This window comes from Hassallia byssoidea VB512170 (genome assembly GCF_000817785.2).
In the GTDB taxonomy this organism is placed as follows: Bacteria; Cyanobacteriota; Cyanobacteriia; order Cyanobacteriales; family Nostocaceae; genus Hassallia; species Hassallia carrinoi.
The window spans coordinates 16,581-43,007 of the sequence record NZ_JTCM02000032.1 but is presented as its reverse complement, the minus strand read 5'-3'; the positions used below and the strand labels follow the sequence as shown (position 1 = coordinate 43,007).

Sequence of the window (26,427 nt, the reverse complement as noted above, 5' to 3'; positions counted from 1 at the left end):
TGGGAATGAGGCAGAACAAAGTCGGACATCAGCTACAATCCTCGATATTGCGCTTTGTCCTACTTCCCAAGGGTAGTGTCGGCATATTGCCTGTATTTTTAGCGATCGCCGCACCCTTTTTCTCCAGCAGTGTTTATGCTTCCACATTAGGCGATCGCCTCCGGGGAGTTGCTGAAACTTCGACCGCAGTCGAGGAGATGGGGGGACAGGGGGACAAGGAGATAGGGGGACAAGGGGACAAGGAGATAGGGGGACAAGGGGACAAGGAAGACAAGGAGGACAAGGCAGACAAGGGAGAATTTACTTCTTCATCCCCTACTCCCCCCCTCTCCCCCTCCCCCACTCCTCCTCTCCTCCCATCTCTCATCTCACAAATTTCCCAACTTTCCCCGACGCCGGGTGGATTTCCTGAAGATCCGGCAACTCAGTTTCAACAAAATCCGGCTTCCCCAATTCAACAGACAGTTCCTCCACCTTCGCAACAAACACCGCTACAAGCACCACCGACGACTCAGGAAGTCTTACCCAACAGTACACCGCAGACTGTTGGCGATCGCAAAGCACGAATTGAATTTGCACCTGTAGGCGATCCGCGAGTTCAAGCTGATGGACGTTCAACCATCAAGCTTTCTGGGCAAATTACCGACGATAAAGGTCAACTCATCAACAAAGATGTGATGGTGACATTGACCACCACAGCCGGTAAATTTGTTGGGGCAGACCAAGACAAAGACCAACCAGGATTTCAAGTTCGGGCGATTGGTGGTGAGTTCGTCGCCACTTTGCAATCAGAAATTAAACCGCAACAAGTCCGGATTCGAGCCGGGGTAGACAAAATTAAGACACGAAATCGTGTTAGACAACTACCACCGCGAGCGATCGGGCAACCATCAATACCATACATTGGTGAAACCGATACAACCGGCGAAAGCAAACCATTTCCCCAGCAAAACGATACCTCTTTATTTGAATTAATTGGCAACAAGCCATTAGAAGCTTATACCCAAGTTGAATTCACAACTTATCTGCGTCCATCGCTGGTGACAGGGATAATCAATTTGCGGATTGGACAGCGGGGAACTGATTATTGGGGGAGTAGGAGAGATTTTCTCGCACCTGGTGAAAGTGGCGGTACTCAAGTTGATTTTTATAGTGCTGTCTTTGCCACAGGTAAAGTCGGAGATTGGTTATTTACCGGCGCGTATAACAGCCAACGTCCGCTTAACCAAGATTGTGAAGATAGAAATCGCCTGTTTGGTGGAATTCAATTCTGCGAACAACAATATCCCGTCTACGGTGACAGTTCTACTTTCACATCAACCGCGCCCTCAATAGATAGCGTCTATGCTCGCTTTGAGCGCAGTTCTTCAGTACCTGGAGCAGAGACAGACTACTTGATGTGGGGGGACTACAATACCCAGGAATTCAACCGTTCCTCGCAGTTGTATACGGCAACCTCGCGCCAATTACACGGGTTTAAGGCTAACTACAACTTTGGTAACTTACAAGTAACTGGTTTGTATGCCAATAACATCGAAGGTTTCCAGCGGGATACCTTCGTCCCCAACGGAACTAGTGGAAATTATTTCCTCTCCAAGCGGTTGATTGTTCCAGGAAGTGAAATTGTTTATGTAGAAGCAGAGGAAATTCAGCGCCCAGGTACAGTACGTGGGCGCGAACAGTTGTATCGCGGACAAGATTATGAAATAGATTACGATCGCGGAACACTTTTGTTTCGCCGTCCCATCCTCGCAACAGACTTTTTTCCTAACTTCGGTGGCGTAACTTTGGTTCGCCGAGTTGTCGTTACCTACCAAAATGAAGGTGGTGAAGATTCCAAACTTTACGGCGGACGACTGCAATATAATCTCTCCAACGATCTAGAAAACAAAACTTTCGTTGCCGGTTCTTATTTAAGAGAAGACCAAGGCGATCAAGATTTTCAATTGTATGGAGCTGATTTCTTAGTCTCCTTGGGGAATTCAGGTAGGATTGTTGGGGAATTTGCCCGTTCTAACAGCGATTTGCTTACCGGGCAAGAAGTCACAGGTAATGCCTATCGCTTAGAAGCCTTTGGTAATATTGGTGACAGACTCAGCGCTAGTGCATATTACCGGGGAGTTGAACCAAACTTTGCGAACAACGCCACCTTTAGTTTTGCACCCGGACAAACACGCTACGGCGCTTCGTTGTTGGCAAGGGTGACTGACACCACCAGCTTTACTGTTGGCTACGACTTAGAAGAAAACTATGGCAGGTCTACAGGTAGGATTGTAGACTTTTTTGACTTATTCAATCCGCAACCACAAACGCGAGTTGGGGACAGAGTTAGTAATGAGTTGAGAACCTTCCGCGCCGGCATTTTGCAAAGAATAGGAAATGCAGATGCGAGTTTAGAGTATGTGAACCGATCGCGTGATGATAGAGTGAGCGATCGCTTTAGTGGCAATGCTAGTCAGTTAGTATCTCGCCTCAAATTGCCTCTAACTCAATCATTGACCTTTCAGGCGCAAAATGAACTGAATATAAATGGCTCTGACCCACTTTATCCTAACCGCACCACCTTCGGCTTAGATTGGAAAGCTTTTCAAGGAGTGACAGTGCGACTCGCTCACCAATTCTATGATGATAGCGAGTTGCTGCGCGGCAACTCCTTCACCACCTTGGATACGATTTTCGATCGCAAGTTAGCTGAAGATACTGCCATTACAGGTCGCTATTCGGTGCTATCCGGTTTCAATGGCTTGCAAGGTCAAGGCGCTGTAGGATTGGATCAAGGCTTTCGGGTTGCCCCAGGATTAAAGGTGAATGTTGGATACCAGTACATATTTAGAAATATCTTCAACGCCACCGCTGCTGGAAACCGCAACGAACAATATTACGCTGTTGGTCAAACCGCTTCCTCACTCGGACTGTTTGCTGGTTCAGTGTATAGTGTAGGGCTGGAATATACTGATAATCCGGATTTCAAAGCAAGCACTCGCTTTGAATATCGTGATGGCGATGAAGGCAACAATCTAGTTATTTCTGCCGCAGCTTCCGGTAAACTCTCTCCCGCTTTAACCGCACTAGTTCGCTTTCAACAAGCAGGTGAGGCAAACGTCTTTCTGCCAACTTCTGCGGGTATTGTCAGCGATGGAGTCAGATTTCAAGAACTCGGCGACACCTCCAACTTGAGATTTGGTATAGCTTATCGCGACCCCAGCAACGATAAATTCAACGCCTTGCTGAAATATGAGTGGCGGCAAAACTTTGACTCAATTCCAGAAGCCCAATTGACCGGCAGCACCGCTACCGGGCATGTCTTTTCTGCTGAAGCGATTTATGCCCCAAACTGGCGCTGGGAATTTTATGGCAAATACGCTCTCCGTAATGGTGTTACATATGACGGTGGTAACAGATACGACGGTAGTGTGAACTTGGCGCAGATGCGGGCAAGTTACAGACTCGGTTATCGCACTGATTTAGCAGTAGAAGGACGCTGGATTGGGCAAAACTCCAACAGCGGCACTGATTACGATGAATTTGGCATCGCTGTAGAATCTGGGTATTATTTAACACCGGATTTGCGCGTGGGTTTGGGCTACAGCTTTGGTAGCGTCGATGACCGCGATTTCACCGGCTATAGGTCTGAAGGCGGTTTTTATGTGAATATCAGCTTGAAGTTGAATGAACTTTTGGGCGGTTTTGGATTGCAAAAACCCGTACCCAGACAGCAACAAGAGTCGGAAGTCGGACCAACGGCTAGTAGGAATGGTAACTCACAAAGCAAGTTGATTAACCGTCTGCGGCTTTCCTCAGCACAAAATTCACCAGATAAGTTGGTTAGCCGTCTCAAACAAACTCAACCACCTGTGGTTGAGGAAAGCAAAGCTGAGTTAATTAAGCGTCTCAGATAGCACTTCGTTGCTATAGCCGGAGAATGCGAGGTGTACAGGAGTGAGTAATGTTCAGTGTGAAATTTCGTTTATTGTTGCTGATTAGTGGTATGGCTTTCGTTGTGAGTAAAAAATTCTCGCAACAATTATCAACTAACAAATATCAATTAACAATTCTTTACCTTTTACCTTTTGCCTTTTGCCTTTTACCTTCAAAAGTTGCATTTAGTCAAACCCCTACTCCCCCAGCTTTGCGGGTGGTGGTGAACAGTAACTCTGATGGGAATATTCAAGCTGATTCAGTACTGACATTGCGAGAAGCGATCGCTCTGGTCAATGGTACGCTAACAGTTGAACAACTCAGCGATAGCGAAAAAGCTTTAGTTCAACCACAAACCGGCGGGGGTTCGCGCATTGAGTTTAATTTGCCCAATGGCGCAACGACGATTCAGTTGCAGCAACAATTACCCGATTTGTCAAGTCCGGGATTGGTAATTGATGGTGCGACGCAACCGGGATATGATGCTGCTACTTCAGCTACAGCAGAAATTGCCATCCCGGTGCCGGTAGTGACAATAACTCCAGCGACAGATAAAGAAATATTTCGCGGCTTGACTATTGTCGCCGATGGTGTAACTATTCGCGGCTTAAGTATTTATGGTTTTAATGCCAGTCCGCTTAAGCAGCAGTTGGGCAACTTATTAATTTATGATGGGATTCCCAAGCCGGTGACACTGACGACACCGCCAGGAGATATTGTTATTTCTCATCGCTTTCCGCCTCCCAATACCAAACGACAGCAACCACCTAATAGTAGTTTTCCTTTTTATGACCGAGATGTCCCACCCAAGAATGTTGTTATTGAAAACAACTGGTTGGGACTGACAACTGATGAAAGGGTGCCACCAACGACATCGGCTTTTGGGGTTTATGTTTTTAATTCCCAAGGAGCGACAATTCGCAAAAATCGAATTTATTATCATGATGGTAGCGCCATTATTACCTCAGTCAGGGGTGAAAATACGGTAGTACAACAAAACATCATCGTCGGTAATGGCATAGAAGGTATGCCGGATGCCTTGCGGATTGAGGGTGTGGTTACAAAGTCGCAGATTTTAGGTAACTTGATTTGCGCCAACGATGGGGCAGGCGTGTATTTATTTAAACCTCAAGGTGACGTGTTATTACAAAATAACAAAATCACTTATAACGGTAGACGATTGCGACGGGCAGCGGTTTATGTGATGGGTAGCAATCATCAAATAATTGGTAACGAGATTGACCATCAAACAGGACCTGGGGTAGTAGTGTCAGCGTTTCCTGATACTGAACGCAACATCATCCAAGATAACTTGTTTGCCGCTTTGGAAGGTTTGAGTATTGACCTCAACACCCAGCGCAATCTTGATGTCAGCGACTTTCAACGGGGAGATGGTCCCAACCCCAAGCGCGATTCAGGCAATCGTCGTCGGGATACAGGAAATGCAGCGATTAACGCACCAGAATTTACCGCGAGGGCGTTTGTACCGAGTGGTAACGGCGTCACTTTACAAGGTAAAGCTGACCCAGGTTCGCAAGTAACAATATATCGTTTAGGAGATTATCAAAGAGGAAAACAAGCACTTTATGAACCAGGTTATGGTGCGTTGAGTCAAGTGTTGGCGACAGCGCCTGTAGACAGCAAAGGCAATTTTAGCATCACGGCGACAAACTTGCAGACCGGAGAAATGGTGAGTGCGATCGCCACCGATCCTAAATATGGGACATCGGAACCAGCGATCGCCGCCGTAATTGGCACTCCTGGGACACCAACCAACCTCACACCATCTTCTCAACCAACGCCCATACAACCACCGCAGTGTACTTCAAGACCTGCGCCACCCCCACCACCAGAACCGCCAGCACCACCACCACCACCAGCACCACCAGAACCCCTACGGATACGCGTACCGCGTAACGTTCACTTTGCCTTAGATAAATCTTTTATTAGTCCAGCGAGTGCGTTGGTTTTGGATCGGATAGCGCAGGTGTTGAAGCAATATCCGGTGATTGTCATTGAAATAGTTGGTCACACTGACCCCCGCGCCAGTGACGCCTATAACCAAGCGTTGGGTCAACGACGGGCATTATCTACGAGACGTTACTTATTACAGCAAGGTATCGCTCCCGAAAGAATGACCATTCGTTCTCAGGGTGAAACCCAGCGTGTAAGTGAAGGTTCCGGTCGAGTAGATTATGCACGCGATCGCCGTGCGGAAATCATTTTCAAAGACATTAGAGGCATCGACATCATTATTGAAGGACAAGAACAAGACTTACAAATCGAACCACCTAGAGGTAGAAGAAGGTAGCCCACAAGTATAAGTATGAAGTATGAAGTAACACAATTAAGAAGAGCGATCGCGCGTCAAGTCTGACGGGGAAAGTTTCTCTGTCAGACTTGACATGAATCCTGATATCCTCATACCCGACTTCTGTTTGAATGTAATACTTAATTGCCTTCAAAGGTAGTATTTAGGATTTGATTTCTCCTTTCTCCCTGCAAAGCTGCCCCCTTTCTTGGTTTTAATTACTATATTTGACCGCAACTCAGTATAACTTCGATCCCCACTATTGATGAAAGCTACCCCTTAAAGTGTTGTTTAGGATCTTGCAATGAAACCTTTATTTAAGCGTTTACCAGAAATCACCCACACTCAGATATTTCAACCTTTAAAACGTACACTTTTGACACTGCTGTTTACAGTGCCGCAAGTTCCCATACAATATCCATTGCTAGGAAGCATTTCATCGGGTGGGAAGGCTTTGGCACAAGCACAAACAAGCTGTCCGGCTGGGACATCACCCGCAACTTTACAGTGGAATCCCACCGCCAACCTCCAAGAATTTTTAAGTCAAAGTTTGAGCGTTGGCGGCATTAGTACCACCTTCAGCTTCTCTGAAAGCAGCCCTGGAATCATCGACCCAGGCGAAACACGTATTAATCCAGAAGAATACGGTGGTATTGAAGAACCCAATCTCAGGTTTAATATCGGAGGAAATTCGCTAGGTAGACCACCCGAAAATCGAGATAGCAGTCCGGTACCAGTTGGCAGTAGTGCCACACTCACGATTACCTTCTCACAACCAGTCACCCTAGCATCTCCGCTCACTTTTTTAGACATTGACCGAAATGGTGCGCGAGACCCTGTGGGAAGAGTCTTCCAAGATAGAGTGACAATTAGAGCACTTAATGGAACTACACCAGTTGGTGTGACAGGTACGGCATTAGGTACAAATACTAGAGTCACTAATCAAGGTAATAGCGTTCTGGCAGAGGGTATAAACGAGAATGCCGAAGTCACTCAAAATACTGGCAACATTCAAGTTACGCCAGCTGGGGCAATTACCCAAATTCAAGTTTTATATGAGCCAGGAACAGAATTTGGTGCTCCTGGGCAGGATGAAACTATCGGTCTTGCCCGGTTAAATATTTGTGCGCCTGTTCCTGGCGGCACACTTGGCGATACTGTTTATAATGACACCAACGGCAACAGTCAGCAAGACGCTGGTGAAATTGGGATTAACAACGTTACTCTCAACTTAATTGGTGCAGGTCCTGATGGTAACTTTGGCACAGCTGACGATTTCACCCGCACCACTACCACCGATAGTAATGGTAGATACAGTTTTCCTGGTTTGCCTGCGGGTAATTATAGAGTCACCGTTAATAATCCCTCTGGTTTAACAGCAACTCAAACTCAACCGAATGCGATCGCTTTAGCTACTGGTCAAAATATTGATACAGTTGATTTTGGCTTCACTCAACAGGCACGCGGCACTATTGGCGATACTGTTTTCAATGACACCAACGCCAACAGTGTCCAAGACCAAGGCGAACCGGGAATCGGCGGCGTTACCATCAACCTGAGAGATAGTAGCAATAACATTGTTGCTACCACGACTACTAACAGCAGCGGTAATTACAGTTTCCCCAATCTGGCACCAGGTAACTACACAGTATCTGTTCCCAACCCACCTGCCGGCTTTAACCCAACTCTCGTGCCGTCACTCATCACCTTACAACCTGGTCAAAATGTTGATACGGCTGATTTTGGCTTTACTCAGCAGCCACGGGGCATAATTGGGGATACTGTATTCATTGATACTAACAGCAACAACACTCAAGAACCGGGCGAACCAGGAATTGGCGGTGTGACTGTCGTTGTCAGAGATAGCAGCGGTAACACAATTGCCACCACTAATACTGATGCTAACGGCAAATACAGTGTTAACGTGCCACCTGGTAGTTATACAGTAGCTGTTACCAATGCGCCTCAAGGCTTCACCCCGACTCTCACGCAGCCGAATCCAATCAACGTCAGCAACGGTCAGAATATCGATACAGTTGATTTTGGCTTCCAGCGACCACCTGGAGGTTCAATTGGTGATTTTGTCTTTAATGATAGAAATGGCGATCGCACTCAAAACCCAGGCGAAACCGGAATTCCTAATGCTACTGTAACTCTGAGAAACTCTAGCAATCAGATAGTTGCTACCACTACAACTAATAACAACGGTAACTACATCTTCAACGGCTTGGCATTAGGCAATTACACCGTTGAGGTAACAAGACCAGGTGGTGGCTTAAACCCAACCACCAACACAACCTTGACAGCTAACCTAACTGAAGCAAATCCAGTTAACCTCAATATTGACTTCGGTTTCCGTGGTGGTACTGTCGGTCAAGCAAATACTGGTCTGCGCTTGGTAAAACGAATTACCAACGTCTTTAGAAATGGTCAGCCTGTCAACATTGCCAACTTCAACACCTTTATCGATGACCCTAATGATAATAACGACAATATTTTACAGCAAGCCGGACGCCCACCTGCTGGCGTTAGCCAACTACAAACACCTTTGCAAAGCGGTGATGAAGTAGAGTACACAATTTATTACCTTGCGGAAGGCGATCAAGACTTGCAAAACGTCAGCTTCTGCGATTTAATTCCACCGGAAACAAGCTATAGTTCCGGGGAAATTTCAGTTAATCGAGCCGGTGCAACTAGTTTGCTAACTAACGCTCAAGATAGCGACCAAGGAGCATTTTTCACTCCCTTACAACCGTTACCTCAGCCCAATCAATGTATAAGTCAAACAAATACTAAAGGTGCTGTGATTGTCAATGTGGGCACTATCACCCCTGATAGAAACTTCGGTTTCCTGCGCTTCCGCGTCAGAATCGATTGAAACTGGGGATTTACGGGTGGTCAGAAACCCGACTTCTTTAAGAAGTCGGGTTTCTATGTATGTTGATAAAATTTAATTATGAATGCATCAGTTGTCGTCACGAAAACTAATCGCTTCGTGACCAACGTTAAAGCTTTGGTTATGAATGCATCAGTTGTCGTCACGAAAACTAATCGCAACGTTCATGAACGTTGAAGCTGTCGTTATTTATAAGGTTCAGAATTCTCAAGAAGTCGAACTTATTTAGCTACTTTCGATTTTTATCTGTCTGGGGATGGTGGCGTGAAGCAGATATTAAAATTAAGCTGCTAAAAGCTTATATCTATTTCAGCGCCCGATGCTTTGTTAAGCGACAAGTGACTGAGCAAACCTTAACTCCAAATGATTCATCAATGCCTGATGAACGCATCGAAATTTCTCAATTTTATAACGTTGCTCCTCAAGAACTTGCAGTCGAGTCTCTGCCCAGTCACTTGATTGTAATTCATACTACGCCTCAGGCAGTACAAGTTGTAGAGCGTGACGATCGCCTGAAAATCAAAGAACTGGCAAAACCCGGCGATATTAACATTCTCTCAGCTAGCAGTATGGCTTATTGCCAGTGGAAAGAGGCAATTTCTTTTATTCAATTAACCGTCCCCCCTGCATTTATCGAGCTTGCAGCACAAAGCGATAATAATTCCCGCGCAGCTTACGAACTAATCAATACCTGGCACACTCACGACGCGAAAATTCTGCAAATTAGTCAATGGCTTTTAGACGAACAGCACAGCGGTGGAGTTGGCGGTAAACTATACATTGACTCGCTGCTCAACTTACTGACAGTGCATTTATTAAGAACTTATACTGACCAATTTCGAGAAGCGCGATCGCCTCAACGTTTAACTCAGCAGCAGATTAAGAGTGCGATCGATTACATGCACGCTCATTTGAATCAAGATATCTCACTAGACGCACTCGCTCAAAGTGCCAATATTAGTTCTTCTCATTTACGTCGGTTGTTTAAGCAAACAACCGGAATGGCGCCGCATCAATACTTAATTAATTTACGGGTGAATCGAGCTAAGGAACTGCTGCTTACAAACAGTTTATCAATAAGTGAAGTTGCCGCTGAAGTTGGTTTTGCTGACCAAAGCCACTTGCATCGCCATTTTAAGCGGATTTTTGGGATTACACCCAAAGCGGTTCTCACAAATTGAGGCAGGATAATCATTTTGTCCAAAAGTTTGCTTAAATCGTTCAATTTTTCCACAGTTGAAACTTTGTATCCTGATAAATGTGAACCAAAATCAAAGGACGAAGAGTCATGTCTGTTGATACTTATTACACATTGGGTCGCTCTGGTTTACGTGTCAGTCGTCTGGCATTGGGTACAATGACCTTTGGTACAGAATGGGGTTGGGGAGCTGACGAGGATACGGCTCGTCAATTATTTAATACTTATGTTGATGCGGGTGGAAACTTCATCGACACGGCAGATTTGTATACTAACGGAACGAGTGAAGCTTGGATTGGTAAATTTGTTGCAGAGCGAAAATTACGCGATCGCGTTGTGATTGCAACTAAGTTTAGCTACAATGCCGAACCCGGAAACCCCAACGCCGGTGGCAATGGACGCAAAAATATACTGCGAGCGGTGGAAGGTTCCCTCAAGCGTTTGGGGACAGACTACATCGATCTATATATTCTCCATACTTGGGATCGAATTACACCCGCAGAAGAAGTAATGCGATCGCTTGACGATTTAGTGCGATCGGGAAAAGTTCGTCATGTGGGACTAAGTGATACACCCGCTTGGTATGCAGCACGCGCACAAACCTTAGCAGAATGGCGTGGTTATGAACCTCTCACCACTTTACAGCTTGAATACTCGTTGGTTGAGCGGAATATTGAAAACGAATTTGTTCCGCTCGGTTTGGAACTCGGTATGGGTGTGATGGTGTGGAGTCCTCTGGCTAGCGGTTTGCTGAGTGGCAAATATAAACCCAGTGAGGGTAGCTTTAGCGGTGGGGGACGACTGGATACACTTAGAGACAGTCAAAATCCAGCTTTTCAGAAAATTTCCGAGAGAAACTGGCAAATTATCAGCGAATTAGAAACTGTAGCAAAAGAACTTGATCGTAGTATGGCTCAAGTCGCGCTGAATTGGACAGCAAATCAACCTGGTGTTGGCTCAGTAATTATTGGAGCGACAAAGCTGACGCAACTGCAAGATAATCTTAAAGCATTGGATTTTCAGATTTCGAGTGAATTAAGCGATCGCCTCCAAACAGTCAGTCGTCCTAAATCTCAATTTCCCTACAGTTACTTCGAGTCAGAGATTCAAGGCATGATTCATGGTGGTAAGCCAGTTGGCTTGAAACCAGCAGGATACTATCCCCATATTTTCATCGAATCTGCGGGTGCTGGAGTGTCCTAAAACATATTAATTTAAGCAAAAATAACCGAAAAAGCATTTGCTAGCAAGCACAGATGATGACAGACAATATCCGCCAACAAAATCGCCAGTTAGTTGAAGAATTTTTTACTCGTCTTGAATCGATGAACATCGACTATTGGCTAGAACTTTGGGATGATAGTGGTGTTCAAGAGATGCCTTATTCTCCAGAAGGCTTTCCCAAGCGACTTGAAGGTAAATCAGCCATTAGGCAACAGTACTCCAGCCTACCTGTAAATTATCATTCGATGCAGTTTGTCGATCGCATCTTTTATGAAACATCCGATCCTGCCGTTTTCATTGTCGAATTTAAAGGCGTTATTGACGTTAAGTTGACTGGTAAAACCTACAACAACAACTATTGCGGAGTATTCACAATTCAAAACAGCAAACTCGTCCACTATAAAGAGTACTTTGACCCGATTATCCTTCAGACTGCCTTCGGCACAAAGCTTCAAGAAAACTTTAATGTTAATGAATGATTGCGATGAAGACACATTTATCTAAGTTTCTTGCTGTTGCGCTAGCTACATCGCTCAAATAGCAGCAAACAAGATCCCCGACTTCTCGCTTTTAAGTCGGGGATCTGAGTCTATCATAAATTTGGGGTAATCTCACATCAGATGTATTAACGTAACACTGTATTAGGTATTATTATTGAGGCTTTTACTTATCGCCTTAAATATTACAGTTCCCAGCCCCAATGCAAAAAACTAAATTTATTAGCTCAATTATCACCAGTGCTGTGCTATTATCTACCTTCATCGTGGGGGGAAAATTTGCCCAAGCACAGCAGCGTCCCGTTCCTCTTTTGAGAGCGAAATGTGTTAGCAGTGGACTTGGCACTTACCGCGAGCAAAATCTTGATGTTTCTATCGGCAAAGCAGTTTATACAAGTCAGTTTTATTTAGGAGCAGGCAACCGCTCGGCTTCGTTGACTTGTAAAATTAAACCAGATAATCGCCCGGAATCTCCTTTTCAAACTTTCAATTTAGGATTTGGAATGCGTGACAATGACGCAACAACTCCAAATGTGGTAGTTAAGGTTTACTTAGATGGTCAGCAAGCTGAAAGCCGAACTGTAATTGCAACACAGCCAATTTCATTATCACTTGATGTCAGCAATGTTAGTAATGTTGCTATAGAGGCTGTTTGCTCTCGCTCAAACCAATATTGCGATAGAGTTTACTTTTATAAGGCTGATTTAGAGCGCAAAATTGTCTCTCCACAACCGAAAAAGTAAATTTGTTATTTGTTGGTGGATAGTTGATAGTTGATAGTTGATAGTTGATAGTGGATAGTTGATAACTGTTGACTGTTAACCGTCAACCAACCACTAACAACCAACCACTAACAACCAACCACTAACAACCAACAATTAACCTAAAAACCACTTTCATCAGTTTTTGTTGTAGTTTCACTATCTATATTATCGGATTCTTCAGGAGAGACGTTCCGCCGGAACGTCTCTACTTGATGCCGGCGATGATTTAGATGATGGGGATTACCTATTTTTGGCAACTCCTGTTTTGCTAAATTATCGGCTGCTTGCTTAAATAATGGTTCCATTTTATCTCGCCAATATTGAATATTCGGCAACTTTTCTGGATGGTCTTTATAAGCTAAAACTTTATCCCATTGACCGTTATCAAGTGCTTTATTGATTTCATTAGATAAAGCTTCGGCTTTTGCCCAATCTTGCTGCCATTGAGAAACTGTTTCTGCTGTTTGGTTCCAACTAGAAGAAGCGTTTGCAGGCAGAGATTTGAGGAGTGCGATCGCTCCCGCTAAATCTCCATTATCATACTTCTCTCTTGCTTCTTCTACAACCTGAGAATTGTTCTCTTTATTCTTTAATTTATCTGTTTCATCAGATGTAAATGGTTCAGCACGAAAGAAATCTGGTAATTCTTGCTTTGGCAATGAAGTTACAGCAGGTGGTTTTGGTATCGGTTGGGGAATCGGTCGAGCTGCAATTAAGTCACTATCATTTACTGTCTTAATCGCAATACCTTTGTCTCGCAAACAAGATACCCATTGTTCTGGATTGGCTATTACATGAGAGTTCGCCCAAGCTGACTTTCCTTCCTCAAGTTTAACTTCTACCCAACCGAGTTTTGTCCGCTTGCCAGTCACCTCAAAAGGAGTGTTATCGCTAAGTGTTTGTACAATATTATCAGAATTAATTGCACTCGGCTCAGAACGAATATTAGAATTACCTGTAACAACAGCTTCGCAGATATTTGCTGAAGCCGCACCATTACTAGCAAAATTAAAACCGAGATTTTTCGCACTTCCAACTAAATTGGTGGCAACAGCAGCTGCACCACCTGCCAATAATGCGGCAATGACTAGCGGCAATAAGTCGGGTCTGTTAGACTCTTTACGGGCAGGTTTGGCAGCATGATTTGCCGGCGCTACGGCGATCGTTTGCTGCCGAGACATTTGAGAAGTTGGTTTGATTGTTTGGTAGCTGCTGGGAGTTTTCGCGTATTCTTGAGGTGCGGGTACAGAAGAAAGCAATTGCAATGATAGCAGTGCTTGCATGACGCTGTTATAGCGGTCTTTGAAGTGATAGCGCACCATCTTGCTTAACACCGCTGCCAATTCCGGACTTACAGGTGCTAAATGCTGCCAGATAATTTCGCCTGTATCGGGGTCTTCTTGAAAATCCATTGGTGAGACTCCCGTCAGCGCTTGAATGGCGATGATACCCAGAGAATAAATATCACTGTTGGGACGGGGTTTGCCTTGTCCTTGTTCTGTGGGCATATAACCGGGAGTGCCAATCGCTACAGTAGCGGTGGTTTGCCCAGCAAAAGTAAGATTAGGCGATCGCAGTTGTTTAACAGCTCCAAAGTCTACTAAAACTAATTTATTATCACAAGTACGACGAATAATATTATCTGGCTTGATATCGCGGTGAATTACGCCTTCGCGGTGGACAAATTCTAAGATGTTCAGAACTTCTAGCAACATCTGAATGACTTCGCTTTCACTCCAACGCTGATTTGGTACAAGTTCTTCACTGAGGGTATGTCCTTCAATAAATTCTTGGACTAAATAAAATTCTTGATTTTCGTCAAAGTAAGCTAAAAGTCTGGGTATTTGGTCATGATTACCCAGTTTTTCTAAAGTTTCCGCTTCTGATTGAAACAAGCGCTTGGCGGTTTCAAAAACTTTCGGATCTGAGTTTGCCCCTTTGAGGTGCTTGACAACGCAGATGGGGTTGCCCGGTCGCCTAGTATCTTGGGCAATGTATGTTTCCCCAAATCCCCCCGTCGCAAGGACTCTCACTACCTGATAACGATGGTCTAACAGCTTGCCGATCATATTCCCTCCCCAGTTTGAACACCCATTTTCCGGATGGTAATAAATATCTCCAAGTTTTCTTTGATGAAATCCGCTATCTTGAGAAAAGATTTAGGCGGAAAACACAATTTTTTCACAAAAACGTTGTTAATTTTTATTTCAATCTTGCTTTGAATTTACCATGCCACCGAAAATAACCAATTCAGTCACCTGGCAGCAGGCTGAACTGCTGATGCAACCTGCTTTCATTCGCGTCGTTGATAACATTCGCAAGCAACTGGATGAATCTGCTTGGAAGGGAACTTACCAAGATGTATTAGTTTGGGCTGCTGACACAAGTGATGAAACTAAAGCGATCGTTACCCAGCTGTTGCAAGAAATGGAAGGGGCAACACCGGAACAAAGCGATTTAATCAGACAGTCTCTTGCCAATTTACCAACGCCCCATCCAGGATATCATCTATGTTTGCAGCGTCAAGATCGACAAGTGACAGTTGATTTGTGGGAACTGTGTTACAAAGTGTGTTTTATTGACTACAGTACAGGTGATGAAGCGGTAAAAATCGATACTGATTTGATTGATGAAACCGGTGATGTAGATTGGCTGCGTTTGGAAGCGAAGACAAAGGAGTTAGTTGGGCAAGTGTTTGCAAGTTTACCAGAGTAGGGAGTGGGGAGTGGGGAGTGGGGAGTAGGGGAATAAGATGCCCGCAGAATAGAATTTGCTGGCTGACGAACAAAGCTTACCTGCGTGGGCTAAGAGAGAAGGGGAGGCGATCGCTTTGTGTCTTAGGTAGTAAGGGCTTCAGCCCTTAATTTGAGCGGTAAACCGCTCACTACGAACCAGGACATTATTTTGCTGCATATACTCATAAAGGCATTTAGCAACATACTCAGCTAATTTGACGGGAACTGCATTACCTATCATTTGTTCTAAGTCAGTTTTGGAACTTTCAAAAATAAAATTAGGTGGAAATGTTTGTATATAGCTGCGTTCAATAGTAGTTAAAGGTCGTAATTGCGGCGTAACGGGTGCAGCATCACCAGGATGGATTTTATAATTTTTAGGAATCGGTCTATTAACACCTCTAATTGTCGGACTTGGTTCGTCAATACTAAATATTGCTCTTCTTTTATAGCTTCTCGGATGTCGATAATAATACTCAATGCCTAAATCGCCCAAGTATTCTCTAATTGTTTTTGGTTGCGCTGCTAATTTAGCTTGTAAATAAGATTCTAAAGCTTTATCTTCACCGTTAAATTCACCTAGACAAAAAAATCTTTTACGCTTTTGCGGTACACCACATAAACTCGCATCTAATATTTTTTCAGTGAGTCCGTATCCAGCTTGTTTAAAAATATCTCTAGCTATTTTATATTTGGCACTTTTGGCTAATCTATCTACATTTTCCATGACAAACCATTTAGGTTTGACACTAGCGACGATTTCCGCAAACACAATAGTTAAATCACCTCTTCCTAAGTTTTCATCACGTTTGCCAGCGCTAGAAAAATCTTGACAAGGTGGACCGCCAATAATTATATCTGGATTAATATTTTTGAGAAGTTCCAAATTATCTAAAGCGGCAATATCACATAATATGACATCGTGATGAAAGTTTTTTTGATAAACTTTGATGGCGGTTTCCCAGTTATCAAAGGCTGCGGCTATTTGAAAACCTGCATTTTTAAATCCTAGAGATAAACCGCCACATCCGGCAAATAAGTCTATGACTTTTAAGGATGAATGCGATTCTAATTTATAATTTTCTTTCACCATTACATTTATATAGTCTTAATCAATAATATAGCCCTCAGAATGGAATTCTGGGGCTACACGAACGAAGCCCACCTTCGTGGGCTAAGAAAAAGCGTTTTTAGCTAGTCTAGATTAGCGCTATTTTATTACTCTGGAGAGAGGAAACTTGAAACCCTATTTTCAGATTAGTCCGCGTAGGCGGACTTTGTTTGTATAGCCGCGACTTCCAGTCGTCAGGGCTTCATTTGATTGTTTGCATTGGCTTCCAACTATACAAGGATGCTTGAATTGTGGTCAATTCATGTAAGTATTGATTTAATTGGGCTTTTTGGATCTCAAGCTTTTCACGAATGCGATCGCCTTCAGCTTCCTTTGTCTCCCGTTCTTTCAGCAAGCGGTCAAACTCATCTTGAAACCTTTTAATATAGTCGTTGATTTGCTGTTCTGCATTTCTAAAGTCTTCCGCAACCTGTTTTTCAATTACTCGCTGTAGAAGCACTTGGGTTCCTGACACCTGATTATCTATCTTCTGCTTGATTAGCTTTGCTGTTTCGCGTAAGTCAACTTCGTAGAATCGACGCTTATCTTCAACTTGCACTGAAGCGTGGTATGGAATTTGCTTTGTCTCAGTTTTATCGCTCTTACACAGACTATTTGATTTTTCTGTTGTAGTTTATGAGCGGTATCTGGTTTCCGTTTTAGTCCTAGTAAATACCTCTACCTGTTGTTTAACTCGTGCATCTATTCCTTCAAATTGAAAGCGCGGAAATTGAATAGTATTTATATTTAGCTTAACCTGTAAAGATTCTCCAACATAGTTAGAAAGTTCATTAGATATTTGTTGGATATCTGCTTGAATTTTCTGAACTAACTGTTCTCTGATTAAGGTTCCTTCCCAGACAAGCTGATCTTGCGTATCTATCCACCAACTTTGAATATGGGGGCTACAAAAATCATTGATAGTACGTCCAATATCTTGAGCCTTTTTTTCAGTGTCTACCCTAATTTTATATGGTTCAGTAATCTTAGACTGAGCAGAGCGATGGCTATCAAACGGTGCTGGAGTAATTTTCCTCAATGCTTCTACTAAAGGACGCTGTACTTTGAAGGAGAATGAAAAACCACCCAAGATAGGAATAGCATTAGGTACAGTCAAATCCACGCTTACATCATTGCTGGGAATATATGGCTGTGGATGCAGTTCAGTTATTTCCTGAATGTTAGATTTCGGGTTATCGGCAGACGTAGACTTTGCAATTAGATCAATTTCCTCTTGTATCTGCCTTTTAGCACCTTCAGCAAATATGCTTATGCCTTGGCTAAAACGATTGGTTAATATTTGTTTTTGTTCATCGACAGACTTTTTTACAGCTTCTACTTTATTTTTGGCAGAATCAGAGCGTTTCCTATACTCTTCTACCTTTTGTTTTAGAGCTTCAATTCCCATCTGCCAACCGCTTATCTGTGTGTTTAAAGTATCCTCAATTCCCTTACCAGCCTTATCAAGTTTTGCCACAACATCACTCAAAAGATTCCATCCGGAGTTTTGAGTTATGGTTTGAATAACTGTTTGTTCAATAGTGATGATACCACTATCTTTTAAGGCTTGTGATGCAATTTTACGAGGCGCTGGTATAATCTGATTGCCTTCTTCATCTTCAGTCGCATACCTAGCACTGAAAAACTTTTTGAAGTCCTTTAGCTGGTTTTCTGTTACCTTTCCTTGTTGAATAAGTTTTGCTAAAAGTCCTTGTCTAGAACTTGCAGGATAAACAATTGGATTTGAAAAGCCAAAGTTAGTTAACTCGCGTTTTAAATCCTCTATTACATCAGCAATATCTCGGTCTTGTTCTGTCTTCTGATCGACTTTGTTAAGGATGAAGTAAATTTTACCTGTATTCTCCTCTAAAATTTCCTTGCGATTCTCTAGAACATCCTTAAACAAATCTGAAACAGCATTGTCTTTGTAGGAAGCGTAATTTAAAACGAACAAAATCGCATTGCAAGTTCGCAGCGCTTCAAGTGCAGTTTGCTTCAGTGCTACCGTGTTGAACTTGGCAGACTCCCACTCATTCGGACCAGGAGTGTCAACCAGAGTAAAGCCAGATAAAGATGAAAGTGCGCTAATCGCTTCGATAGGATGTTCTATCTCAAAGCGTGTCGTATTGTCAGGATTGCCTTTTTCTCTAATCTCACGGGTACGCACCAAAAATTTTTGTTGAATCTCTCCAGCGTCACCCTCAGCAATTACAAAACCTCGTCTTTGTCCCTCTCGGTATTCCAAAAGTCTGGGTACTTGTCCATCTGGAATATGTCGCACATCTGTACGGCAAATTGTACACGCTGCTGATTCACTTGCGAGAACATCTGCACCAATTACTGCATTTAAAAAGGTACTTTTACCAGCTTTCATCGCTGCAATAACTGCTACCTGATATTTCTGCTCTTTTAACGCGCTTAAGGCTTTGTTGATGTCATCCTCAATACTCTGTAAACTTTTGGTATCGTCTCCCTCGCTGAGACGACCTTGGCGAATTGCTTCAAGGTACTTTAATAGTTTTGTGCCAGTATTATAGATGCTGTCGTGTGCTGCCTGAAACTTTTCAGAGGACATAATTATGTAAAGTTAGAGAAAAAGAGTAGTTAAAACACGTACAGCTTAAATGAAGATAGAAAAGATTAGCATCAGTGATTACACTTGGATGTTAAAGGCGATCGCGCATAATTTTCCCCCCAAAATGATTTAGGATTACTATAGTATCAAGCAAAACTGAGCCTATAGAGTATATATGACTGAAATTAATCTTGATGAAATTAAACTTAAAGAACTGCTGAAAGCCGCAATTGTTGAGGTACTTCAAGAGCAAAAAGAGGTATTTTCTGATTTATTTGCAGAAATAATAGAAGATATAGCTTTTTCTAAAGCTATCAAGGAAGGTGAAAAAACTGAGCTTGTCAGTCGAGAAGCTATCTTCAAAATTTTGGAAAAGGAAAAATGAACGTAGAGTTCAGAAAAAGCTTTGAGAAAGATTTAGGCAATATTCTAGACGAAACATTACTTCAAAGAATTAAGGCAGTAATTGAAGAAGTAGAAAACGCTGAAAATTTAGGTAATGTGAGTAGTATAAAAAAACTTAAAGCTGATGGTGACTATTATCGGATTAGGGTTGGAGACTACAGAATTGGTATTACAGTATCTGAAAGTGTAGTGATTTTTGTTAGAGTCTTGCACAGAAAAGATGTTTACAGGTACTTTCCGTAATTTTAGCAGTTGCTTAAAGCGATCGCTCGAAAGCAAACCCTTACTTGATAATATTTTCATGCTGTAAGTTGATTTAAACTTGGTTTTACAATCTAAAATCCAAAATCTAAAATCCAAAATTGATATCACCATGTCCAAATCTGCAATTGACACCAACGACGCAGCAGCTATCCAAGCAGCGCAAGATTCTGTTGCTGTATGCGATCGCTCTTTTTGCGGTATCATCCGTGTTTCTGACGATGACCGCATCCGCTTTTTACACAATCAAACTACTAACGATTTTCAAAGTCTCAAACCAGGACAAGGCTGTGATACTGTAATGGTGACATCCACGGCTCGGACTATTGACCTAGCAACAGCTTATATTTTAGAAGATGCAGTGCTGTTACTAGTTTCGCCGAATCGCCGAGAATTTCTCATGCAATGGCTGGATAAATACATCTTTTTCGCTGATAAGGTGCAATTAGCTGATGTGACAAATGAAACTGCAACCTTCAATCTCATCGGTTCCGAAAGCGACACGATTCTAGAAAAATTGGGTGCTGAAGCTATTATCGGTCAACCTTACGGCACTCATCAACTATTTGATGGTGGGGTGCGGGTTGCTGTGGGTAGTGGTTTGGCTTTGCCGGGATATACTCTGATTTTACCAGCTTCTCTTAAGGCGACGGTGTGGGAGAAAATTGTCGAAGCTGGAGCGCAAGAAATGAGCGATCGCGCTTTTGATGTGTTGCGAATATTACAAGGTCGTCCAGCCCCAGAACATGAATTGACTGATGATTACAATCCTCTAGAAGCTGGTTTATGGCATACGATTTCTTTTAACAAAGGTTGTTATATCGGACAAGAAACCATCGCCCGTTTAAATACTTACAAAGGTGTAAAACAACACCTATGGGGTATTCGCCTCAACGCGCCGGCGGAAATTGAAAGTGCGATCGCTGTCGGGGATGAAAAAGTCGGCAAATTGACAAGTTATACCGAAACCGCTGATGGTTACTTTGGGCTAGGTTACATCCGCACTAAAGCAGGTGGTGTCGGCTTGAAAGTTAAAGTTGGAGAAACCGAAGGGGAAATAATAGAAATCCCGTTCGTTTCTCACGAATATCCAGAGTAGAGTGTAACTTTCAAGAAACACATTTCTGTCCCTACGCAATGTGTTTCTTAATATGAACTTTGCAGCGCTAATTGGAAGTTACTCCAGAGCAAAGAAAGAAGGCTGTTTCAGTAATTGGGTTTTGAGGAAAAAGTGAGCGCGTAGGAATCTATGTAGTGGAATTGATCAGCATGGGTTACGCTTACGGCAATTTTACACGTATTTCCTTATACCCCCCTTTTAGTTTGTTTAGTTTGTAGACTAAAAAGATGTACTATTTGACAAAAAAACCATAAAATTAGTGATACTGCGTAAGTCCTAGAAATTTAGATGCGTTTGCTCTGGGGAGACAAGGAGACAAAAAAGAAAATTCACCTCATCCTCCTTGTCCCCCTTTTCGCTAACTTCTACTAATTGGCACCTTCACAAAACTCGTCTATCCAAGAAGGTAGACTACTAGCGTTAGTGGTAGGTGATAACTTAACTTCAACCGGAACGTCTTTGCGTTGCATTTTTACACGTTTGTCTTGGGTTTCAATTGTAGCGACAGCAAGGGATTTGCTCAAGCGCGATCGCTCGTTTGTTGGATTCATCCGAATCGCATCACCCGCAAGTGCAACAACGCTCTTTTTTCCTTCTCCTCTGAAAGGAGAAAGGTTAGGGGGTGAAGTTTTGCTGTGTTTATTATCAGGTTTGCCCTTGGTTTCAACTTTAGTTGTAAATCCCAACGGCTTAGATTTTCCCTTGCTTTCAACTTTAGGTTTGTCATCATTGTTGACTTGGGTTGTCACAGCAAGCGGCGCAGGTTTGATGCTAATTTCAACGTCATTTTTTACAGCATCTCTAACCTCATGTTGGCGTTGCGTAGCTTGCCGACAGGCATCGCTAATCACCTCTGTGGTAACTATTGGGTTTTCCGATTTGATTAAATCTAAATGTCGGTCGGGATTGAAGTTAAGACCTAATGCGGCAACAATGCGATCGGGATTATTATTTAGATCCAAAATAAACGGAAAAATCTCATCGAGTTGCGGTTCTAAAACAGATAAAGTCGCCAACATAAAACCGCTGCTTGGACGCCGTTCACCATCATACGTGCCCCAAATTTGCATCTTGACTAACCAGGGACGATTTTCAAAGTAGTAATTTAGCCACTTTATTTTCAAAGATTCACGCAGATGCTGAATATTCATAGGATGCCTCGCAAAGAGTAAAAAAGAGTGCAGTCCTTTATATTTTTAATCGTCTTGGGACTCAGAATGAAACCGAGAGTACAGCATCTTTTCAACTTCGTGACCGCCGAGTAAATGCTGTTCTACTACCAAAGGCACTTCATTAGGACGGACACCACTATACCAGACGCGATCGGGCAACACCAACACCATCGGACCGTTACCGCATTGTCCCAGACAGCCGGTAGCCGTCACCGTCACCCCAGGAACTACTGAAGCCTTAAAAGCCGCTAATACCTTCGCCGCACCTTGCTTTTTACAAGTGCGATTTTGACATACCCGCACGCATCTACAAGAAGCGGATGGATCTGTAGTTGAGGAATAGGATGCTTGATTGTTTGACATTTTTTAACAAGAGGAGGGGGATGAGGGGGGGAGTGGGGGAGTGGGGACTCCTTGGAGGACAAGGAGGACAAGGAGGACAAGGAGGACAAGGAGGACAACTAACCACGTACAGACGCGAGGAACATCGCATCTCTACTTACTCCGCGCCTCCTAACTCCGCGTCTTTTGTACAGACGCGACCGGTCGCGTCTCTACAACTCCTAACTAATCTACTGACAGTCCTTTTGACGCCAGCCATTCAGGGTTGAATATCCGTGATTGGTAACGGGAACCGCTATCACATAAAATAGTGACGATGGTGTGTCCGGGTCCCATTTGTTTGGCTAGTGCGATCGCACCACCAACATTAATTCCTGTGGAACCGCCCATTAATAGCCCATCTTTTCTTAATAGCTGGTAAACTACTCGCAAAGCTTCTTTATCATCAATTTGAATCGCATCATCGGTAGGTGCCCCTTCCATATTTGCGGTGATGCGACTATTACCAATACCTTCGGTAATCGAATTACCCTCTAATTTGATTTCACCTGTTTTAATATAACTGTAAAGTCCGCTACCCATCGGGTCGGCAACTACGCATTTAATCGCCGGATTTTTCTCTTTCAGGTACATCGCCACACCCGCAAATGTGCCCCCTGTGCCGGTTGCAGCTACCCAACCATCTACTTTACCATCTGTTTGCGCCCAAATTTCTGCCGCTGTAGTTTCATAGTGAGCGCGACGATTTGCTAAGTTATCAAACTGATTCGCCCAAATTGCGTTTTCCATCTCTGCGGCAATTGTGCCAGATAGTCTAACGTAGTTATTCGGGTCTTTATATGGTACAGCGGGGACGGGACGAACTTCAGCACCCAGCGCCCTCATCGCGTCCATCTTTTCTTGCGATTGAGTATCGGGAATAATAATTAAACATTTGTAACCTTTGGCGTTGCAAATATGTGCTAGTCCGATACCTGTATTGCCAGCGGTTCCTTCAACGACGGTGCCACCGGGTTTGAGTAAACCTTTCTTTTCGGCATCTTCAATAATATAAAGTGCGGCGCGGTCTTTGACGGAACCTCCAGGATTGAGAAATTCTGCTTTACCAAGAATTTCGCAGCCAGTTTCTTCGCTAAAGCTGGTTAAGCGAATCAGCGGTGTGTTACCAACAGTTTCTACAAAGCCGTTTTTGATATCCATGTTAAATTTACCTATAAAAATTTTGGCTTATATCAATGGTAAGATTTACGCTCTACCAAACTTTAGTCGTATTTAGGATAAACCCAGGCAATACAAAATCACCACTGACCAGAGCAGGATTTTTTAGATATTAGACATAGGAGTGAAAATGAACTATGCGTTACCCGAAACCCTTGTAGAGACGCAAGGGTATCGCGTCTCTACATTGTTTTTCACTCCTAGGTCTATTGATAATACTTGCTTTGTTGAGATTTACGCTTTCCATTCGGATTCTGGAATATCTGCACCGATCATGATGTTACGTTGCGTTCCTATAGGTAAATCACGACCTTTGTGATATGGTACAATTACCTGAAGTTGTCGGTCAATGACTTCCTTTTTGAGAGACTAACTCAAAGCCGTAACGTTGCAAGATGCTTTCAACTTCCAATGCATTCATTCTTCGGGTACGGCTCATCCAATAGTAACCTCGCGTGTAACCGCTCCGGGTGCTAGTTTAATGAAGTCGGGTTCAAGATAAAGTGCGATCGCACAAGCGAATATTTTCTAAAGCTTCTTGCTCGGTTTCTCCTGCGGAAACGCAACCTGGTAACTCTGGACACCATACTGCCCATTCACCTGTTTCTAAATCTGGTTCAAGAATCACACGCCATTTCATTGTCATACCTCCTTGCTTTGATTTTAAACAAAGCTAGGATTAATTGATTGATGCTACTGGCACATGAACTGCGATCGCACATTTTATTTTTCTCACGAGTGCGATGGCGATCGCGCTCCTTCACCAGACATGTTTGACTGGATACTGGGCAATAATTGGATCGCTTGTTACCAAAACCGCATCTTCAACATTTGCTTGAGCAACCAACATCCGATCGAATGGATCTTTGTGCAGTATCAATAAATTATCTAACGCGAATGCATGAGCTTGAGTAATTGGTAAAATTTCAATCTTGTTAGTCCGCTGTTGGCTTTCAACAATTTCCGCTAAAGGTAGATTTAGTTTTAGTTTGCCTAACTGAGTTTTGATTTGCATTTCCCAGATGCTTGTCACACTAAGAAGCAAAATACTTTTTTGGTCTTGGAGCAATGCCAAAGCTTGTTGTGATAATCTATTTGGGTCACTATCCCACCAAATAAAGGTGTGGGTATCCAATAAGAGCTTCATGTACTTTGCGTCCAAAACTCTTCAGGTAACGGATCATCAAAGTCATCACTTGTCCAAATTGCACCAACATGTAATCCTGCTTTACGTGGTGTCTTTGGTTGGGGAGCGATTGAAACTAAACGAGCTAAAGGTGTGTCACCCTCTGTAAGCACAATTTCTGTACCTTCAAGCACTAGACATAATAATTCTCTTAAATTCGCTTGCGCTTCGTTCACGTCAACAGTTCTTATTTGCATTGTTGCGATACCTCCAAGATTCATTCTAAACAAAGCTAGGATTAATTGATTGATGCTATTCGCTCCGGCTCAGTATATACTTAGCTAGAATTTGTATAGCCAACAACATTAGTTAAAAAATCTGGCGCTGGAGGTATTGACTAGTTTACCGTTAATCTTGTTTACTAACTCCAGCCCTAATTGTTGCCGAAACTAAGGTTACTGATGGAACGTCTAGAGTCATCAAAACAGACTGAGCAAATTACACAAATGGATGCACAAAAAACTTCAGTTTCGGAGCATGAGGTGACAGCGATCGCTCCGATAGAATCTCCTAAAAATGAAAAACCTGCATCGCGACCTCGCAACCGCAAGCTGCTACCCCTGCTGATAGTAGGAGCGACGTTAGGTGCAGGGGCGATCGCTGGGGGAATTTATGCTTACCGCTATATGCAGTTTGCTAAATATCACCAGGTAACAGATAATGCTTATGTTTCCGCAGATATTTATCCTGTGAATTCCCGCATTGCTGGGGTAGTTATGGCAGTTGCCAGCAAAGATAACCAATCGGTAAAACCAGGGGAAGTATTAGTACAACTCGACCCCCGCGAATACCAAGTATCTTTAGCACAAGCAAAAGCCGATTTAGAACTAGCCAAGCAACAAGCAGAAGTGGCACGGCAAAATATCAATAATGTGGTGGCAATTGATACGCCTACGGTGCGTCCACCTGCGGGAAATCCGGCTGCTCAAGCAAAAATCGCAGCTAGCAGATCGCAAAGTATTAATCAGCAAGTCGAGTTAAATCGGCAACAGTACAAAACCGCACAAGCAGCGATCGCGCAAAAACAAGCACAATTAAAACAAGCTGAACTCCAGCTATCCTACACCAAAATTACTGCCATGCTCGGCGGTCAAGTTGGTAACAAAGAAGTTCGAGTAGGTCAGCAGGTACAACCAGGACAAACTCTGATGTCAGTTGTGCAGCCGAATCCTTGGGTTGTTGCTAACTTTAAGGAAACTCAGTTAGAAAAGATACGTCCGGGGCAAAAAGCGGAAATCAAAATTGCTGCTTTCCCCAGTCGCAAATTTATCGGCAAGGTAGATAGTATATCACCTGCCTCTTTTAGCAGGTTTGCCCCTACACCGCAAAATAGCCCCTCGGCTAATTCTAATAATAATACCGTGCAACGAGTTCCGGTGAAGATAATGCTTGAGCCTGAGAGTATTCGCGGTTATGAATCTCGAATTGGTCCGGGAATAAGTGCAGATGTGACAGTGGAAACTCGATAAATCACAATTGATGTGCAGGCGATCG

The 26,427-nt window shown here is 43.3% G+C and carries 22 protein-coding genes; 12 read left to right on the top strand and 10 right to left on the bottom strand.

Annotated features, from left to right (window positions below):
• Positions 1–5 precede the first annotated feature (5 nt).
• The 7 genes from PI95_RS15905 to PI95_RS15875 all read left to right on the top strand — a co-directional run bounded on the left by PI95_RS15905 (position 6) and on the right by PI95_RS15875 (position 12,787).
• Complete coding sequence (locus PI95_RS15905) at positions 6–3,899, top strand: YML083C domain-containing protein (protein WP_236117079.1); 3,894 nt, start codon at positions 6–8, stop codon at positions 3,897–3,899.
• 47 nt (positions 3,900–3,946) lie between these two features.
• On the top strand, positions 3,947–6,229 hold the full coding sequence (locus PI95_RS15900; protein ID WP_236117078.1) for an OmpA family protein: 2,283 nt from the start codon (positions 3,947–3,949) through the stop codon (positions 6,227–6,229).
• A gap of 304 nt (positions 6,230–6,533) precedes the next feature.
• On the top strand, positions 6,534–9,107 hold the full coding sequence (locus PI95_RS15895) for an SdrD B-like domain-containing protein (protein ID WP_052325911.1): 2,574 nt from the start codon (positions 6,534–6,536) through the stop codon (positions 9,105–9,107).
• A gap of 356 nt (positions 9,108–9,463) precedes the next feature.
• Positions 9,464–10,306, top strand: a complete 843-nt coding sequence (locus PI95_RS15890; RefSeq protein ID WP_039754989.1) for a helix-turn-helix domain-containing protein — start codon at positions 9,464–9,466, stop codon at positions 10,304–10,306.
• Positions 10,307–10,413: 107 nt separating this feature from the next.
• Positions 10,414–11,526 (top strand): aldo/keto reductase, encoded by a 1,113-nt coding sequence (locus tag PI95_RS15885; protein WP_039754790.1) that lies wholly within the window; start codon positions 10,414–10,416, stop codon positions 11,524–11,526.
• Between the two features lie 53 nt (positions 11,527–11,579).
• On the top strand, positions 11,580–12,026 hold the full coding sequence (locus PI95_RS15880; protein ID WP_039754789.1) for a nuclear transport factor 2 family protein: 447 nt from the start codon (positions 11,580–11,582) through the stop codon (positions 12,024–12,026).
• 221 nt (positions 12,027–12,247) lie between these two features.
• Complete coding sequence (locus PI95_RS15875) at positions 12,248–12,787, top strand: hypothetical protein (protein WP_039754788.1); 540 nt, start codon at positions 12,248–12,250, stop codon at positions 12,785–12,787.
• A gap of 140 nt (positions 12,788–12,927) precedes the next feature.
• Here the strand turns inward: PI95_RS15875 and PI95_RS15870 are convergent, their stop codons facing one another.
• On the bottom strand, positions 12,928–14,877 hold the full coding sequence (locus tag PI95_RS15870; RefSeq protein ID WP_039754786.1) for a serine/threonine protein kinase: 1,950 nt from the start codon (positions 14,875–14,877) through the stop codon (positions 12,928–12,930).
• A gap of 160 nt (positions 14,878–15,037) precedes the next feature.
• Between PI95_RS15870 and PI95_RS15865 the strand changes: the two genes are divergently transcribed.
• Positions 15,038–15,523, top strand: a complete 486-nt coding sequence (locus tag PI95_RS15865; RefSeq protein ID WP_039754784.1) for a hypothetical protein — start codon at positions 15,038–15,040, stop codon at positions 15,521–15,523.
• 138 nt (positions 15,524–15,661) lie between these two features.
• Here PI95_RS15865 and PI95_RS15860 read toward each other — a convergent pair whose 3' ends face one another.
• The 3 genes from PI95_RS15860 to PI95_RS15855 form a co-directional block, all read right to left on the bottom strand.
• Positions 15,662–16,636, bottom strand: coding sequence for a DNA cytosine methyltransferase (locus PI95_RS15860; protein ID WP_052325909.1), 975 nt, complete (start codon positions 16,634–16,636; stop codon positions 15,662–15,664).
• 220 nt (positions 16,637–16,856) lie between these two features.
• Positions 16,857–17,213 carry a hypothetical protein gene (locus tag PI95_RS35245; protein ID WP_201280468.1) on the bottom strand — a complete coding sequence of 119 codons (357 nt, stop codon included), beginning with the start codon at positions 17,211–17,213 and terminating at the stop codon, positions 16,857–16,859.
• Between the two features lie 75 nt (positions 17,214–17,288).
• Entirely contained in the window at positions 17,289–19,229 is a 1,941-nt protein-coding gene (locus tag PI95_RS15855) for a dynamin family protein (RefSeq protein WP_201280467.1), read from the bottom strand.
• A 175-nt stretch (positions 19,230–19,404) separates the two neighbouring features.
• On the opposite strand from PI95_RS15855, the gene PI95_RS15850 reads away from it, so the two are divergent.
• The 3 genes from PI95_RS15850 to ygfZ all read left to right on the top strand — a co-directional run bounded on the left by PI95_RS15850 (position 19,405) and on the right by ygfZ (position 20,994).
• Complete coding sequence (locus PI95_RS15850) at positions 19,405–19,614, top strand: hypothetical protein (RefSeq protein WP_039754783.1); 210 nt, start codon at positions 19,405–19,407, stop codon at positions 19,612–19,614.
• Entirely contained in the window at positions 19,611–19,877 is a 267-nt protein-coding gene (locus tag PI95_RS15845) for a type II toxin-antitoxin system RelE family toxin (protein ID WP_039754781.1), read from the top strand. Before PI95_RS15850 ends, PI95_RS15845 begins: the two co-directional genes overlap by 4 nt.
• Positions 19,878–20,007: 130 nt before the next feature.
• Entirely contained in the window at positions 20,008–20,994 is a 987-nt protein-coding gene (gene ygfZ, locus PI95_RS15840) for a CAF17-like 4Fe-4S cluster assembly/insertion protein YgfZ (protein WP_039754780.1), read from the top strand.
• Positions 20,995–21,383: 389 nt separating this feature from the next.
• Here ygfZ and PI95_RS15835 read toward each other — a convergent pair whose 3' ends face one another.
• The 6 genes from PI95_RS15835 to PI95_RS15805 form a co-directional block, all read right to left on the bottom strand.
• Positions 21,384–22,166: a DUF5331 domain-containing protein gene (locus PI95_RS15835; RefSeq protein ID WP_039754779.1), complete on the bottom strand. Its 783-nt coding sequence runs from the start codon at positions 22,164–22,166 to the stop codon at positions 21,384–21,386.
• Positions 22,167–22,211: 45 nt separating this feature from the next.
• Positions 22,212–22,550, bottom strand: a complete 339-nt coding sequence (locus PI95_RS15830) for a (2Fe-2S) ferredoxin domain-containing protein (RefSeq protein WP_039754777.1) — start codon at positions 22,548–22,550, stop codon at positions 22,212–22,214.
• Positions 22,551–22,754: 204 nt separating this feature from the next.
• The gene (locus tag PI95_RS15825) at positions 22,755–23,729 is read right to left on the bottom strand and encodes a cysteine synthase A (protein WP_039754775.1); all 975 of its coding nucleotides are present in this window, start codon (positions 23,727–23,729) and stop codon (positions 22,755–22,757) included.
• 511 nt (positions 23,730–24,240) lie between these two features.
• Positions 24,241–24,387: a type II toxin-antitoxin system HicB family antitoxin gene (locus tag PI95_RS15815; RefSeq protein ID WP_336507227.1), complete on the bottom strand. Its 147-nt coding sequence runs from the start codon at positions 24,385–24,387 to the stop codon at positions 24,241–24,243.
• 120 nt (positions 24,388–24,507) lie between these two features.
• On the bottom strand, positions 24,508–24,894 hold the full coding sequence (locus PI95_RS15810; protein ID WP_039754773.1) for a type II toxin-antitoxin system VapC family toxin: 387 nt from the start codon (positions 24,892–24,894) through the stop codon (positions 24,508–24,510).
• Positions 24,891–25,130: a type II toxin-antitoxin system Phd/YefM family antitoxin gene (locus PI95_RS15805; RefSeq protein WP_039754985.1), complete on the bottom strand. Its 240-nt coding sequence runs from the start codon at positions 25,128–25,130 to the stop codon at positions 24,891–24,893. Before PI95_RS15805 ends, PI95_RS15810 begins: the two co-directional genes overlap by 4 nt.
• Positions 25,131–25,334: 204 nt before the next feature.
• Here PI95_RS15805 and PI95_RS15800 point away from each other — a divergent pair, with 204 nt between their 5' ends.
• Complete coding sequence (locus PI95_RS15800) at positions 25,335–26,402, top strand: HlyD family secretion protein (RefSeq protein ID WP_039754771.1); 1,068 nt, start codon at positions 25,335–25,337, stop codon at positions 26,400–26,402.
• Positions 26,403–26,427: the final 25 nt, after the last annotated feature.

Coding starts and splice junctions, on each gene's coding strand:
- PI95_RS15905 (WP_236117079.1), top strand. CDS start 6: ATGAGGCAGAACAAAGTCGGACATCAGCTACAATCCTCGATATTGCGC.
- PI95_RS15900 (WP_236117078.1), top strand. CDS start 3,947: ATGTTCAGTGTGAAATTTCGTTTATTGTTGCTGATTAGTGGTATGGCT.
- PI95_RS15895 (WP_052325911.1), top strand. CDS start 6,534: ATGAAACCTTTATTTAAGCGTTTACCAGAAATCACCCACACTCAGATA.
- PI95_RS15885 (WP_039754790.1), top strand. CDS start 10,414: ATGTCTGTTGATACTTATTACACATTGGGTCGCTCTGGTTTACGTGTC.
- PI95_RS15880 (WP_039754789.1), top strand. CDS start 11,580: ATGATGACAGACAATATCCGCCAACAAAATCGCCAGTTAGTTGAAGAA.
- PI95_RS15875 (WP_039754788.1), top strand. CDS start 12,248: ATGCAAAAAACTAAATTTATTAGCTCAATTATCACCAGTGCTGTGCTA.
- PI95_RS15870 (WP_039754786.1), bottom strand. CDS start 14,877: ATGATCGGCAAGCTGTTAGACCATCGTTATCAGGTAGTGAGAGTCCTT.
- PI95_RS15865 (WP_039754784.1), top strand. CDS start 15,038: ATGCCACCGAAAATAACCAATTCAGTCACCTGGCAGCAGGCTGAACTG.
- PI95_RS15860 (WP_052325909.1), bottom strand. CDS start 16,636: ATGGTGAAAGAAAATTATAAATTAGAATCGCATTCATCCTTAAAAGTC.
- PI95_RS15855 (WP_201280467.1), bottom strand. CDS start 19,229: ATGTCCTCTGAAAAGTTTCAGGCAGCACACGACAGCATCTATAATACT.
- PI95_RS15850 (WP_039754783.1), top strand. CDS start 19,405: ATGACTGAAATTAATCTTGATGAAATTAAACTTAAAGAACTGCTGAAA.
- PI95_RS15845 (WP_039754781.1), top strand. CDS start 19,611: ATGAACGTAGAGTTCAGAAAAAGCTTTGAGAAAGATTTAGGCAATATT.
- ygfZ (WP_039754780.1), top strand. CDS start 20,008: ATGTCCAAATCTGCAATTGACACCAACGACGCAGCAGCTATCCAAGCA.
- PI95_RS15835 (WP_039754779.1), bottom strand. CDS start 22,166: ATGAATATTCAGCATCTGCGTGAATCTTTGAAAATAAAGTGGCTAAAT.
- PI95_RS15830 (WP_039754777.1), bottom strand. CDS start 22,550: ATGTCAAACAATCAAGCATCCTATTCCTCAACTACAGATCCATCCGCT.
- PI95_RS15825 (WP_039754775.1), bottom strand. CDS start 23,729: ATGGATATCAAAAACGGCTTTGTAGAAACTGTTGGTAACACACCGCTG.
- PI95_RS15815 (WP_336507227.1), bottom strand. CDS start 24,387: ATGAAATGGCGTGTGATTCTTGAACCAGATTTAGAAACAGGTGAATGG.
- PI95_RS15810 (WP_039754773.1), bottom strand. CDS start 24,894: ATGAAGCTCTTATTGGATACCCACACCTTTATTTGGTGGGATAGTGAC.
- PI95_RS15805 (WP_039754985.1), bottom strand. CDS start 25,130: ATGCAAATAAGAACTGTTGACGTGAACGAAGCGCAAGCGAATTTAAGA.
- PI95_RS15800 (WP_039754771.1), top strand. CDS start 25,335: ATGGAACGTCTAGAGTCATCAAAACAGACTGAGCAAATTACACAAATG.